We start from the raw sequence: 14,878 nt of genomic DNA, 5'->3' as shown, positions 1-14,878 counted from the left end.
ACGATTTTTTGTGTGAATATGAAACGAATCCAACAATTGTTAAAGGAAAAAAGCAAAGAAAATAAGTAAATAATAGAAAAAATGGCACGCTAATTGGTTAAAAACATCAATTAACGTGCCATTTTTGAATTCCATGAATCCTTATTAAAAAAATACTATAGTTTTTCAGCGGCCTCGTCTCGACCCTCGCTTTTGAGCCGAAGACCGCGTCTCAAAAGACGTCCAGTGATGTAAGGGATAAATCCCTAACATCACTTTCACTGCTGGCAAAAATCACTACCAACCTCCGGCTAATGTATTGTAGGATGTAATATTTTAACTTTAAAAAAATAAAAGAGTAGTACCAGTAATCCATGAAGTGCCCCATAATAGTTAGACAGACAAATCTAACTATTATGGGTTTTTTCTATGACTAAATATTCTGGAAGTTTCAAAGTTGATGTTGTTAATGAATATAATTTAGAACATGCATCATACAAAACACTAGTGAAAAAATATCATATTACTCTTGCAGTAATTCAAAGATGGGTTGCTTTAGCTGATGCACAAGGCCTAGAGGCTTTACAAGGCAAGCATGGTCATAAAACATATTCATTAGAAGAAAAATTAGCTGTGGTAGACTATTATCAAACTCACGAACAAGGCGTATTCAAAGTCGGTGCTAAATTTAATTTAAATCCATCTCAAGTAACTGCATGGACTAAAATTTTCATGAAGCATGGTGCTGCTGGACTACGTCCCAAGCGTAAAGGGAGACCGTCTACAGTGCCAAAAAAGAATATGGAAAAAGGCGTTAAAAAACTAGAACCAACAGAGAAAGAAAAATTGTTACAAGAAAACATGCAGTTACGTGCAGCACTACATGAAGCACAGTTAGAACGTGACTTTTAAAAAAAATTGAGGGCCGTATCGAAGAACAAACATCTGCCGCGAAAACGATTGTAATTGATTCGCTACGGCCTAAATATACATTAGTTGAGCTTTTACGAATTTCCCAATTACCACGAGCTACCTATTACGACCGTCGCCATCGTAACGTTAAAACTGACAAATACGTTGATATTAAGGCGTTTATTTGCCAAGCATTCAAGGATTCATTTGAAACCTATGGTTATCGACGTATTCATGTTATGGCTAAAAAAGCTGGCTACAAGATTTCAGCTAACACCGTTCTACGATTGATGGGTGAGCTTAATTTATCATCAACTGTATACTCACGCCATACTAGTGGTTATCACTCATATAAAGGTCATACAGGGACAATTAATGATAATTTATTGGGGCAAAAATTCACTGCAACCAAACCTTTTTCCGTTATGCATACTGATGTCACACAAGTAAAACTTACTAACAATACTTGGGGCTATATCTCGGCCATTATGGATGAAGCTAGTCGTGAGATTGTGACGATAATCATCACTGATCGTGCTGATCGACAACAACTCGCGTTGACCATTGACGATTTCGCACTCAAGATACCGATTGATGCTCAACCAATTATGCACTCAGATCAAGGCTGGCAATATCAACATAAAGACTATCAAAATGCTATGAAAGAACTTAGAGTGACACCAAGCATGTCCCGCAAGGGAAATTGTCACGATAATGCACCAATGGAAAGTTTCTTTAACTTGATGAAACGGGAATGCCTCTATCGCACAACTATTGATAATTTAGAAGATCTAAAACAAGTTGCCACTAATTATATTGTCTGGTACAACACCAAACGAATTTCGATGAACAAAAATGGCCTGACCCCGGTGGAATACCGAGAACAGGCCGTTGCCTAGAACTAAATCTAAATTTGTCTAACTTTTTTGTTGCACTTCACCATTCCAGATTACTGGTACTACTCTTTTTTGATTTACTTAATTAAAATATCAGAGGAATCAATTGTAATAATGGAAATTAATTAGTCGGAAGAGCTGAGAGTAGAGTATTAACCAGCTGTGGGTGTGGCGTTACGGCTTCAGCCGTTACACCACCGGGCGAGTTTGGAGCCTTACCGGTTTGTGTTAAGGCTTCAAACCGAGGCACGAGACCGCACCTCAGGCTCGAGCCGGTCCGCATAGCAGGTTAATACTCTACTCTCAGCTCTGGAGACGCCCCTCAAAACTTGATAATCTGATTAAAAATAAAGTTATCTGGTATGAAATGTGATTCCGTATACTCAAATTGCTTGCCATCATCGTTGAAGGCGAAGCTGATCAGATTGCCGACACAATTGTTAATGCCAAGATTGAGATGTTCATAATCGACTTGTTCAGCATGTTCAATTCGAAGTTGACGTTTAACAATTGCAATTTTCATATTCAAAGTGTTTTTGATATAGGAATAAATTGATTCTTTGGCAATCTCAGGAGTAATGTTAGGAGCTATTTGAGCATTAAAATAATTGAGGTCCAAAACGGCATTCTTATTGTTGATTCGGCGAACACGCTTGATTGCGTAAACGGGAATGCCCACTGCAAATGACGTTTTATGACTTAATTTTTCGTCGACGATTACTTGTTGAAAATCAGCAATGATAGTTGTTCGATCGATGTCTTCGGAATTATTCAAAGCATGTAAACTGTCTATCTCTTTGAGACTTAAATTAATTTCCTGTGTTTGTGGTGTGTGTTCTAAAACGACAACACCTTTACCCTTAACACTGTAAACAAGACCTTCATCAGATAGCTGTTTAATAGCCTTACGGATAGCATAACGGCTCACATTAAATTCAGCAATTAATGATTCCTCTGTTGGTAGGCGCATTTTAATATTGTATTTTCCATTGATGACACGTGATTTGAGTTCTTGATAAATATCCATGTTAGTTGTTTCAGCCATATTCAGCGCTCCAATACAATTGTTTGTATATACTATTCAATAATATATTATATTGAAAATGATTTAAACATAATAATGGGATATTTTAATTTAAAATAAAATTAATAAGTGTATATTCCATTATCACAAATAAATGAAGAATTATAGGAATATTTTAACTGGCATTAAAGATTGATAGTTTAGGTAAAGTATGCCGTTTCCAGAGCTGAGAGTACCCAATTGCTGCGTGGAATTGCCCGAGGCAAGGTGCGGTCCTGAATTTGCTTGAGATCTCGTAAAACTCGCGAGTTTTCGACGCACCAGGTGGTAAATGAATATTCTCAACTCCTCCAACTAATTTTTTTATAATGACAGGAACAAAAAAACGAAGACTTTTGGTTATTAAAGAGCCAATTGTCGGAATATTTCTTGACTCTGGAGACGGCATAATTAATTAAATCATTCGCTTTCTGATTAATTGTTCCTTAATATATTTAGCAATGATTTTGCCACCGGCTGCTGAAAAGTGGACATGATCGCCACAGTCAAATTCTGGGAGGAGCTGATTATCTTTACCGACTAGCTCTGATACGTCGAGAATATGGGGCATTTTTAATAGTTCAGTATTGATATTCTGACGTAGAATTTCTTTTTCAGGTGTCCAACCATCAGATTTTCCAAATGGTGTGATTGTCATTGGTACAAATCGGGCGTCATGCTTGCGGCATTTTGCTTTCAGAATGTAAGTGGCTTTTACAATGGCTTCAGCAGTAGGTAATTCACTGATTGGCGTTCCTGTACCGGGATGCAATAAGTCGTTTAGTCCCTCCATAAAAACAACTATATTGGGCTGATAATTTGCTAGCATGTGGTCAAAGCGAGTTAAACCGGCTTCTCCAAAACTAGTAGACCATTGTGAGGTGCTGTGACCTGGTCGAAGCAGGCGATTGCCGGATATTCCAAAATTGGCGGTCATAATTTGAAAATTAGTTTCAAGATCCAGTGATAGTGGGGCAGAATAGTTACCTTGATTGGTTAACGAATCGCCAAAGAAAGCAATTTTTTTATGTGTTAATTTGGCCGCTACTTGAATTGCCGAGATACCAAAGAAATATTTAGGAGTAGCTGGATCGGTGTCTGTAGTTTTGATGAGATCATTGGAAATTGTTAAACCAACACTATGAATGGTTTTATTAGGTGAATAGATGTCAATCGACAGGATACCATTTATCGGTAGAGAAATATCGATCCAATCAGACCATTCAATTAATCGGGGTTCAATAGTGAATTGCGTTGAGCCCTCAAACGTGACTAATTTTTTATTAGCTGAATTTGAATAGATTTCGAGTTTAGATATTTTTAAAGGAACTTCATCATAAAGATTATTTAGTTGAAGTCTGACTTGATCAGTTGCAAGGGGCTGAACTATTTCAAGATGTTGAAACCCCGAGCGATTGATATTTTCGATATTTTGATAATTAGTTAAATTGTGTTTCCAGGTTGTAGTTGCAATCATAATTGAGTCCTTTCTTCAAATCAGATATATATTTGGTTGTCTCCATAGTAGTGTAGTTTATTCTTTGTTAGAAAAACGAAAGCTTCTATGGCTATATTAACATGTTTAAACATTTAAAATGGCTGTTTTATAGCTTAAATTAAATTTTTTGTGAAAAAATAACCCATAGAATTCTGAATCAGAATTTCTGTGGGTTATTTTTAATTTGTAGTAACAGCAGGTGCTGCGTTCAAAGTCCATGTGACAATAGCGTTCATCCGTTTTGATGTAGCTTTTGTATTATCGCCTGAACCAGGAATTTCTAAACTAGCTGAATCAGGTGTGTTGAAGTTAGCTTTGATAACTCCACCATTATATGATCCAGGAGTCATATTCATAATTGGTACATCGTTTCCTAAAGCGCTACTGATAGAAGCTTTGTCAGTCTTTAGATCAGTACCAGTACTTGAAACATTATTATTTTCATCATCTAAAAGGGGCATTTGATTCAAATGTAAGATTGCATCCAATGAAGGATCATCAGAATTAATCATGGTTGGGTTTAATTTACCCAGCGCAGCAGAAAGCGTAAATCCAGGCATTGTCGTAAGACTATTACGTGAGTCAACGACTTCAAGCAAACCAGTGTCATTACCATCACGACCGGCAGTAGCTCTATCAGCGTTTGTGCCATTATCTAAAACAAATCCGTCTGTGTCAACGGTATTACTCTTTAATTTACCAGTTGATCCGAGCGTCACTGTACCAAAGTTAAAATCAGGTACAGCTTCTAAGGTAAGGATACCAGAAAGAACAGTAACACTAACATCTGATTTTGCAGGCTGGCCAGCTTCTGTTGTTGTAGTTGTATCAGTGGAAGAAGCCTCAGTTACGGGGGTTGCTGAGGATGATAATGCACTGTAGGTAACTGCTAATTTAGAACTAGTTGCTGCTTTAGTAGCATCTGTAACTTGAATGGCAGTTGCAGCTTTGGCTGTGGTTAGAGGTATTAAGGACAAACTAAGGCTTGTTAATACTAGTAATTTTATGATATTTTTAAACATTTTCATTAGCTGTCCCCCTAACTTTAATTTATGCGAATCTGTACGGACCCGCTCCATAGTTAGAGTTTAGCAAAATATCCAAGACAGTTTGTATCGTAATTTATAAATGTTTTTTATCTAAACTGAAATAAGCTTGGAATATCAGAGCTTATAAATTATTTGGCTGATATTTCAAAAATATTTTTTTAAAAATTGTCATATGTCGACAATATGTCTTTGAAGTTTAAGGAACCAACTAAAGGTTGAAAGTTTGATGCATTATGCCGTTTCCAGAGCTGAAAGTATTCATATGCTGCGCGGTACGATCCGAGCCAAAGAGCGGTCTCGAATCTCGGTTGAAGCCTTACCAAAAACCGGTAAGGCTCCAACACGCCCGGTGGTGTAAGGACTAAAGTCCTAACGCCACTTTCGCGGCAAATGAATACTTTCAGCTCTTCCAACTAGTTTTTTAATAATACGAATGTCTAATTGTTATCTTTTACTATTTAAATAAATTGGTAAATAAATTGAATTTAGGACTGTCACAACAATGTTTATATCACTTTTTCACCTTTCAACCTTCAGCTCCTAATCATTTAAATAAATTAACTCCAGAACTGTAACAACAAAGGTTATATTAATTTTTATTCTTTCAAACTTGCGGATCTAAATAATAATTGATTATAAAATGCCATCTAATTTTTGGGGGACTATTTTTTTACAATTTAAATAATAAATCGATGAGTATAAATCATTTTAGTTATATTGAATATTGCTGTGAAATAGTTGGGCGTAAGTATCGGTTGATGTAAGCGTATTATCTTACAGAACTGTCACATGAGACTAACACTTTGGTCATTGTAATGATAAGTTATTTACTTTTAAATGCCCCGGCTCAATAATTAAAACCGGTAATAAAGAGAATCATGCTTTGAACTAATTTGTCGTTTATCAGGTTTGTTTGATGCTTATGGTTCCAGTACAGTGCGTATATTTTGAAAAATAGTAAATATTTTCTTATAATATATTTGTTTAAACATATGTCTGTGGAAGCCGTATGATTACTGAATTTCGTTAAAAGAGAAAAAAAATTTTACGAAATATGCTAATTACCACTGCTTATTTTTTTATTATAATGTTTATACAGGTTATATAGAAATAACTATATTTAATAATTTTGATTCGATTTTGGGTTTGACACCATTTATTCAGAATGGTTAGATAGTTTCGCATAAGCAAACTCTTTCAGTGAGGTGTAGATTATGAAAAATAATTTGCTGACTTTTTTTAAGAAACCAGTGACAATTTTTATCATTAAAACAGTTGTATTTTTCGCTATTTTCTTAGTGCTCTTATATATCTATGGATATAACGGCGTAGGAAGTGCCAAATTTATTTATAACGAATTTTAGCAGGAAGAAGGGAAAAATATATGAATTCAATCATTGAAAAAATTACCACCGCTGCATTGCAATCACCCGAAAAGATTTGCTATAAGAATGGTGAAGAAACACATACATATCAGGAGTTATTGCAAAAGTCTGATCGTATAGCCAGTTTTCTACAAGATAAATTTTTGCCTGCTAAAAGTCCAATTATCATTTTTGGCGGACAACAATTTGAAATGCTAGTTATGTTTCTAGGAGCCATAAAGGCCGGACACTCTTACATTCCAGTTGATGATGGTTCTGATCCATCACGTGTTATTCAAATCAACGAGGTTGCTAAGCCAGCTTTGATTCTAAATTGGAGTGATATTACAGAGTTTGGTGTTGAGACTCCACAAGTTACTAAACAAGAATTAAAACAAGCTTTACTATCAGATCATAATATTTATGATAGCAATCGCAGCGTTGGTCCTGATGACAATTTCTATATTATTTTTACATCAGGTACAACCGGAACTCCTAAAGGTGTTCAAATTAGTACAAATAATATCTTGGATTTTTCTAACTGGGCAGAAAATGAGTTTAGTTATTCCAGTGAAATGAAGATGTTGTTGCAGGCGCCATTCTCCTTCGATTTATCAGTTTTCGATATTTATCCAGGTTTAATGAGTGGTGTAACGCTTAATATTGTTGATAAGGATACAACTAAGAATTTTGGTAAGTTGCAAGAGGCCATTATCAATTCTGACTTCAATACTTGGGTATCAACGCCATCATTCTTTGAAATGTGTCTCTTATTCAGAGGCTTTGATGCTGAACATATGCCACAATTGCAAAAATTTATCTTTTGTGGTGAAGAGTTAACTCATGCAACTGCTAAGAAATTATTGAAGAAGTTTCCTGACGCGGAACTTTACAATACTTATGGCCCAACTGAAAATACGGTTGCCATTACTTCAATTAAAATCAACCAAGATTCATTGGAACAATTTGATCGTTTGCCAATTGGATATTTAAAGTCAAATATGGATTACCGTATTAATGGCTTGGTTGACGAAACAACTGGTCGCTTGACTGGTGAATTACTAGTTAGTGGTCCTGATGTTTCCAAAGGATACTTAAATAATCCTACTCAAACAGAAAAAGCTTTTGAGTTGATTGATGGTCAAATGTTCTACCACACTGGCGATATGATCAGTGTTGCCGATGACGGACTTTTGTTCTATCACGGTAGAACCGATTTCCAAATCAAGATGCATGGATACCGAATTGAACTAGAAGAAGTGGATTCAATGTTGGGTAACCTCGAGCAAATCAAGCAATCATGTACCGTTCCTTTGTACAACAACAAGAAACAAGTCAGCAAAATGATTGCTTGCATCGTGCTTGAAAATGACTTTATTGACGATGACGAAAAGGATTTAGCAGCTGATATTAAAGATTCACTGAAAGAAACAACGATGGAATATATGATTCCTAACGTGTTGAAGTTTGTAAAGCAACTACCAATTAGTAAAAATGGAAAAATTGATAGAAAGACTTTAATAGGCGAGATTAATGAATAACATTACGCCTTATAGTAGTCCGCATTACTTTATCTATCTATTATTACTTTTACTACCAATAATCATTGGATTGTGGTTTGGTAAACGCTTTAGAACATATGACTTTTTCGCAACAGTCGTTATTTTAATCACTGCTTTCTTCGGTGGAAATATGTCGCAAGGGATATCGTTACTGTGCTACGTCTTATTGGAAATAATCTTAGTTTCCATATATCTGGCGTATCGGAAGAAGCATAATAGTTTCTGGATCTTCACGATGTTCGTTTTGCTGGCAATCATACCGCTAGTTTTCGTCAAACTTGATCCGCTGCTACAAAATCCAACTATTTCACTATTCGGTTTCATGGGTATCAGTTATTTAACTTTCAAGTCAGTTGAAATTATTATGGAAATTCGTGATGGTGTGATCAAAGAACTTTCGCCATATGAGTTTGGTCGTTTCTTGCTCTTCTTCCCAACCATTACTTCCGGTCCAATTGACCGTTTCAAACGTTTCCAAAAAGATGTTAACAATGTTCCAAGCCGTGAAGAGTATGTTGAACTCTTACACAGTGGTGTGGATAAATTGATGAAGGGTCTCCTTTATAAGTTTATTATCGGTTATTTCTTTGGGACATTATTGTTACCAAAAGTTCAGATCTTGGCCATGTCTTATAAAGGCCAGACTCCACTAGGTTTATCTTGGTGGGTATTAGCATATATGTATGTTTATAGTATGTATTTGTTCTTTGACTTTGCTGGTTATTCACTCTTTGCAGTCGCAATCAGTAATTTCATGGGTATCAAGACACCAATGAACTTCAATGCGCCATTCAAAGCCAAAAATATTAAAGATTTCTGGAATAGATGGCATATGACACTTTCATTCTGGTTCCGTGATTTTATCTACATGCGTTTGATGTTTACAATTATCAAACACAAGTGGATCAAGAATCGTGTAACAATTGCCGATCTTGGTTACATTACCCTGTTCTTAATCATGGGATTCTGGCACGGTGAGACTTGGTATTACATTGTTTATGGTATTTTCCATGCCATTGCAATGATCACTAACGATGCTTGGTTGAGATACAAGAAGAAGCATCGTGAAAGTATTCCTAGCAACAAGTTTACACATGCGTTTGCAGTCTTCTTGACGTTTAATATCGTATGTTTCAGTTTCTTGATTTTCTCAGGATTTTTAAATACATTATGGTTTAGTTAGGAGAATTTATTATGGATGAAATTACAACAAAGATCGTAGATATTTTACAAGACGTAACAGGTTTGGATGATGCTGGTCAAGATAAAGACCAAGACCTATTCAAAGATGGTGTTCTTGATTCAATGGCAACTGTAGAGGTTTTAGTTAACTTACAAGATGAATTTGACATTACGGTCCCAGTCTCAGAATTCGATCGCTCACAATGGTCAACTGTTAACAAAATCGCTCAACAAGTACAAGAATTGGAATAGATTATGAAGAAAAAGTTATGGATGATTTTTGGACCTGTTATAGTTGCTATTGCCGCTTTATTGATCCTTCTCTGGGCTCCAATCAACTTTAAAACTGTTACTCCAGAAAAAGTACAACAAGCTGCTACTTCATTGGATGTGCGTGTTTTGAAGGGTGAGAGTGTGAAGAATGCCGCTGAGAAGGAGAACTACATTCCTATCATTGGTTCATCGGAACTTTCTAGAATGGATCCGTTCCATCCATCTTCCATGGCGCAAAAGTATAATTGGAAGAATAAGCCATTTTTGCAAGGTAATCCCGGAACGGCTTCATTGACACAAGCAATGAATGTCGGAGGGATGACCAACTTAAAGGGAAATAAGGCTGTTTTCATTATTTCTCCACAATGGTTTACTAAATCCGGTGTACCATCTAATGCCTTCAAATATTTCTTATCACCATTACAATTGACTGGTTTTATTCTTAATTCCAGCAAGGGTGATAAGGCGATGAATAAATATATTGCCAACAGAATTCTTGATTTAGGTGTCGATAAGGGGCCAATCGAAAATGATGCATTGCAACGTATTTCTGAAGGTAAGAAAATTACTAGTTTCCAACGCTTCTATATTGAAAGCTTTGCCCGTTCAAGTTTGCAAAGTCAGGATGATTTATTCGGATCAATTTCGATGAATGATCATGAAAAGGAAATCAACCATGCAGCTAGTCAATTACCTGATAAATATGATTATAAGGATTTGAACAAACTAGCTACTAAAATGGCTGCTAAACATTCAACTGACAATGATTTACAAATTGGTAATTCTTTCTATAAGAAGCAATTGAAGAAACGTATCACTATTTATAAGAATACTCACAAGCACGTCACGTATACACATTCACCAGAATACAATGATTTCGAAGCACTGCTTTACATGTTTGCTCAAAATAAAACTGAAGTAATGTTTGTCATTCAACCAATTAATCCACATTGGGTTAAATATACTGGGATGCCAATGAGTACAATTACTAATTTTGATACAAAAATCAAATATCAATTGAAATCACAAGGCTTCAACAATATTGTTGACTTGTCACATGTTAAGAATCCTAACTACATTGCCGAAGATACCATTCATATGGGTTGGCGTGGTTGGTTAATGCTAGATCATCATTTGAAGAACTATTATAAGGATAAGAAAGCAAATCCTAAGAATACTCAATATAAGATGAATAGTTATTTCTTAACCGATACTTGGGCTAATAATACTGATTTTTCAAATAATAAATAAAAAAAGCTGGCAAATTTTGTTTTGCCAGCTTTTTTTGTGTCTAATAATGGGTTGTCTACAGGTTGAAAGTTTAGGTAAGTATGCCGTTTCCAGAGCTGAGAGTATTCATTTGCTGCGCGGAACGGCCCGAGCCAGAAAGCGGTCTCGAACCTCGGTTGAAGTCTCGCAAAATCCGCGAGTCTTCAACACGCCCGGTGGTGTAATTGCTAAAGCAATAACGCCACTTTCGCGGCAAATGAATACTCTCAGCTCTTCCAACTAGTTTATTTTTTTATAGTGGAATAAAATGGAGATTTCTGATTATTTAAATAAATTAACTCTAATCCTGTGATAGCAATGGCAGATTGATTTTTCATCTTTAAACCTTCAGTAGCTAGAAATTTTTTGATTAGCACGACATTCTAGATATATTCAAGTTATTATTTATATATAATATAATTATATTTACAATTAATGATAAATGCTTTATGATGAAATCATCAAAAATATCGATTGGATATTTTTTTGCACTTATATGTGAAAAAATTAACATGCAAGGGGAATTCTAATGGATCAAAAACAAATTAGTAAAGAGATTCTTTTAAGAATGGTCAAGTCATTTACGGAAAATGAAGTGGCTCCGTATGATATGGAGATTGACCAGACTCGTTCTTATGTCAATGAATTATTAGATAAGATCAAAAAATATGACTTTCTTAGCACGATGTTACCAGAGGAATATGGTGGTGCCGGATTTGATGGTGAAACAACTGCGGCTATGATCAATGAAATTGCTCGCGGCAATGCCAGTCTCGGTGTTACCTTGGAGGGTCACTTTAAGTCAATTGACCAAATTGTTAAGTATGGTAATCAAGCTTTAAAAGATGAATATTTGCCACAAGCTAAATCACGAATTATTGCCTTTTCCATGACTGAACCAAGCGGAGGATCCAATCCATTAGGAATTACTTCACACGCTGAGAAGAAGGGTGATGAATGGGTCATTAACGGTGACAAGATTATGATTACCAATGGCGGCTTGGCAGAAATTTATTGTGTCATGGTTAAAACCGCTCCGAAAGAATTATCATTTTTCGTGGTTGATAAAGATATGGAAGGTTTTGAATATGGGAAACAAGAAAACTTTCTGGGATTAACGGGAGTTCCTGTTGGTGAAATCGTTATGAATAATATCGAAGTTGACGATAATCATTTGCTTGGAAAAGTCGGCATGGGTAAAGAAATTGGCGACAGTGCTCACAACGATGCTCGTGTCTTAATGGGTGCTGTTTTAACAGGAATTATGGAACATGAATTGAATATTGTAACGGATTATGCAACACACCGAAAGGCAATGGACACACCGATTATTCAAATGCAGGGTATTCAAAGAAAGGTTGCTGATATTGCTGTAGCTAAAGAAACAACCAAATTGCTTTATCAAAAGGCAGCTTGGTTAAAGGATCATCATCAGGACTACGAAGAAGAGGCCGCGATGGCTAAAGCATACGGCAGTAGAAGCGCAGTTAAATCAGGTGACGACGCACTCCAAATTTTGGGTGGTTATGGATATAGTCTTGATTATCCGGTTGAACATTTGATTAGGGATGCCAGAGCTATGGAAATAGCCGAAGGAACCGTTGAGAAGATGCGGACAGCTATTGCATTAATAGAAGCAAAGAATCGGGCTTAGGAGGATATTATGAAAATTGTTGTTTGTATCAAACAAGTACCAGAGACTACTAATGTGAAAATCAATGAGAAAACTAAGAATATCGATCGTCGTGGGTTAGGCGGTGTAATTAATTCCTATGACCTACATGCCTTGGAAACTGCTTTAGAAATCAAGCGTAACGTTGGTGGTGAAGTCATAACTATGACTATGGGACCTGACGATTTTGCGGTTTCATTACGAGAAACTTTGGCTCTGGGGGCTGACAGTTCAATATTATTGTCTGATCGTGCTTTTGCTGGTGCAGATACCTTGGCAACCGGCTATGTTCTTGGAAAAGCAATAAAAAAAATCGGTGATGTGGATTTAGTTTTGTTAGGTCAACAGTCAGTCGATGCCGATACGGGACAAGTGGGACCAATTATGGCCGAGCTATTACAAATCCCACAAGTAACTTATGCTAATGAAGTAATTGCAGAGAATAATAGTTTACTGATCAAACGTAACCTGGATAATGTAGCCCAAGAAATCACAGCACAATTGCCATTATTGTTGACAGTTACCGATACTATCAATCAGCCACAGTATACTAATGTTGTTGAAATCACGAAGAGTTTTGCTAAACCAATAACAACTTGGCATGCGAGTGAGCTACAACTTGATGACAGTCGAGTCGGACAAGCAGGTTCACCAACAATTGTTCGCTCAATTTCTTCACCTGAGAAAGCAGCCAAGGTAGGTCATAAATTGACCAATGACCCTAGAGAAGCAGCCGCCGAATTAGTTGCCATTTTAAAGAAACAAAATATATTGACGGAGGAAGATTAAGATGACAGTGATTAAGGAAAATTGGGTTTTTGTGGAGACAGATCTAAATAAAATTAATCCTGTTACATACGAGCTGATTACCAAGATGAAACAAATCAGTCACGATCCAGTTGTAGCAATCTTGATTGAAAAATCAGATGCCAATTTAGAGACGGAATTATCTGAATATGGACCTGACAAAATTCTTCTTGTTAAAGACGATGAGTTGGTAGATGGTGATGATTTGGAATTAACAGATGCTTTGAACAAATTGATTCAAAAGCAAGGTACTCCAAATACGTTTATTTTTCCAGCTACAGTGGTGGGACGTTCAGTGGCACCAAGATTACAGGCAAGATTGAGAACTGGTTTGACAGCTGATTGTTTGGACCTTAAGTTTGAAGACGATTTATTAGTTCAAACTAAACCATCTTACGGTGATAACATCATGTGCGAAATCACGATTCCTAATCATCATCCGCAGATGGCCACGGCCCGTCCCAATGTATTTACAGCGGAGAAAGAAAATAATCCTGCCCTTAAAATAGAAGAAATAGATAATCTTGAGTGGGAAAAGGATACTAAATTACAAATTAAAAGCCAAGTTTTACCGCTAAAAACAAGCAACGATATAGCTAAAGCTCAAAGAATAGTAGCTTTAGGACGAGGGGACAAAACTGAGGCTGGAATTGGAATAGCTAATAATTTAGCAAAAAAATTACATGCAACGGTTGGTGTAACTCGGCCATTGACTGATTTAGATCAGTACACAATTACCGAACAAATTGGTCAAAGTGGACAAACAGTAGCTCCAGACCTATTGATTAATCTGGGAATTTCAGGAGCTGTTCAATATACAGCCGGAATTTCAAATGCCAAAATAGTGGTTTCAGTCAATACAGATGAAAATGCTCAAATATTTAAATATTCCGATTATTACTTTGTAGGAAATGCCTTAGAATTTTCAAAAGCACTTGAAGCAATATTATGAAACTAATGAGGATTTAAGTATTCAGCTCCTCCAGCTCATCTTTTCATTTAATACTCTTATCTAAAGGTTGAAAGTTTAGGTAAGTATGCCGTATGCCGTTTCCAGAGCTGAGAGTATTCAATTGCTGCGCGGAACGGCCCGAGCCAAAGTACGGTCTCGGACCTCGGTTGAAGCCTCGCAAAATCCGCGAGTCTTCAACGCGCCCGGTGGTGTAATTGCTGAAGCAATAACGCCACTTTCGCTGCAATTGAATACTCTCAGCTCTTCCAACTAGTGGAGTATAGCTCTCACTTTTATATTCTGATATAATCAATTCAAAAAAGGATATATTTTATGAAATCAGATATCAGACCTGTTAAACAACACATCAATCTTTCCGATGATCAAGTTAGTCGTTTAC

The 14,878-nt window shown here is 36.3% G+C and carries 13 protein-coding genes; 10 read left to right on the top strand and 3 right to left on the bottom strand.

Annotated features, from left to right (window positions below; all coding sequences use genetic code 11):
• Window positions 1–408 precede the first annotated feature (408 nt).
• Window positions 409–891 carry a helix-turn-helix domain-containing protein gene (locus FFM71_RS12845; protein ID WP_137612559.1) on the top strand — a complete coding sequence of 161 codons (483 nt, stop codon included), beginning with the start codon at window positions 409–411 and terminating at the stop codon, window positions 889–891.
• A gap of 5 nt (window positions 892–896) precedes the next feature.
• Window positions 897–1,790 (top strand): IS3 family transposase, encoded by an 894-nt coding sequence (locus FFM71_RS12840; RefSeq protein WP_137612558.1) that lies wholly within the window; start codon window positions 897–899, stop codon window positions 1,788–1,790.
• A gap of 319 nt (window positions 1,791–2,109) precedes the next feature.
• Here FFM71_RS12840 and FFM71_RS12835 read toward each other — a convergent pair whose 3' ends face one another.
• The 3 genes from FFM71_RS12835 to FFM71_RS12825 all read right to left on the bottom strand — a co-directional run bounded on the left by FFM71_RS12835 (window position 2,110) and on the right by FFM71_RS12825 (window position 5,376).
• The gene (locus FFM71_RS12835) at window positions 2,110–2,832 is read right to left on the bottom strand and encodes a GntR family transcriptional regulator (protein ID WP_137612557.1); all 723 of its coding nucleotides are present in this window, start codon (window positions 2,830–2,832) and stop codon (window positions 2,110–2,112) included.
• Between the two features lie 433 nt (window positions 2,833–3,265).
• A complete protein-coding gene (locus FFM71_RS12830) occupies window positions 3,266–4,327 on the bottom strand; it encodes a GDSL-type esterase/lipase family protein (protein ID WP_137612556.1) in 1,062 nt (353 codons plus the stop codon).
• A gap of 200 nt (window positions 4,328–4,527) precedes the next feature.
• Entirely contained in the window at window positions 4,528–5,376 is an 849-nt protein-coding gene (locus tag FFM71_RS12825; RefSeq protein WP_171000578.1) for a WxL domain-containing protein, read from the bottom strand.
• Window positions 5,377–6,611: 1,235 nt separating this feature from the next.
• On the opposite strand from FFM71_RS12825, the gene FFM71_RS12820 reads away from it, so the two are divergent.
• From FFM71_RS12820 to FFM71_RS12785, 8 genes are all read left to right on the top strand, one after another.
• Entirely contained in the window at window positions 6,612–6,761 is a 150-nt protein-coding gene (locus FFM71_RS12820) for a teichoic acid D-Ala incorporation-associated protein DltX (RefSeq protein WP_137612554.1), read from the top strand.
• A gap of 20 nt (window positions 6,762–6,781) precedes the next feature.
• Window positions 6,782–8,302, top strand: coding sequence for a D-alanine--poly(phosphoribitol) ligase subunit DltA (dltA, locus tag FFM71_RS12815; protein WP_137612553.1), 1,521 nt, complete (start codon window positions 6,782–6,784; stop codon window positions 8,300–8,302).
• Window positions 8,295–9,506 (top strand): D-alanyl-lipoteichoic acid biosynthesis protein DltB, encoded by a 1,212-nt coding sequence (dltB, locus tag FFM71_RS12810; protein WP_137612552.1) that lies wholly within the window; start codon window positions 8,295–8,297, stop codon window positions 9,504–9,506. Before dltA ends, dltB begins: the two co-directional genes overlap by 8 nt.
• Before the next feature lie 11 nt (window positions 9,507–9,517).
• Window positions 9,518–9,757, top strand: a complete 240-nt coding sequence (gene dltC, locus FFM71_RS12805; RefSeq protein ID WP_041499767.1) for a D-alanine--poly(phosphoribitol) ligase subunit DltC — start codon at window positions 9,518–9,520, stop codon at window positions 9,755–9,757.
• Window positions 9,758–9,760: 3 nt separating this feature from the next.
• Window positions 9,761–11,029 carry a D-alanyl-lipoteichoic acid biosynthesis protein DltD gene (dltD, locus tag FFM71_RS12800; protein ID WP_137612551.1) on the top strand — a complete coding sequence of 423 codons (1,269 nt, stop codon included), beginning with the start codon at window positions 9,761–9,763 and terminating at the stop codon, window positions 11,027–11,029.
• Between the two features lie 547 nt (window positions 11,030–11,576).
• Window positions 11,577–12,701, top strand: a complete 1,125-nt coding sequence (locus tag FFM71_RS12795) for an acyl-CoA dehydrogenase family protein (protein ID WP_137612550.1) — start codon at window positions 11,577–11,579, stop codon at window positions 12,699–12,701.
• A gap of 9 nt (window positions 12,702–12,710) precedes the next feature.
• A complete protein-coding gene (locus FFM71_RS12790; protein ID WP_137612549.1) occupies window positions 12,711–13,508 on the top strand; it encodes an electron transfer flavoprotein subunit beta/FixA family protein in 798 nt (265 codons plus the stop codon).
• Between the two features lies 1 nt (window position 13,509).
• Complete coding sequence (locus tag FFM71_RS12785) at window positions 13,510–14,478, top strand: electron transfer flavoprotein subunit alpha/FixB family protein (protein ID WP_137612548.1); 969 nt, start codon at window positions 13,510–13,512, stop codon at window positions 14,476–14,478.
• Window positions 14,479–14,878: the final 400 nt, after the last annotated feature.

Origin of the sequence: Companilactobacillus huachuanensis, from assembly GCF_005404815.1 — a bacterium.
GTDB classification, from domain to species: Bacteria; Bacillota; Bacilli; order Lactobacillales; family Lactobacillaceae; genus Companilactobacillus; species Companilactobacillus huachuanensis.
The sequence above is the reverse complement of the archived record's forward strand: the minus strand, read 5'-3'. Positions and strand labels throughout refer to the sequence as shown.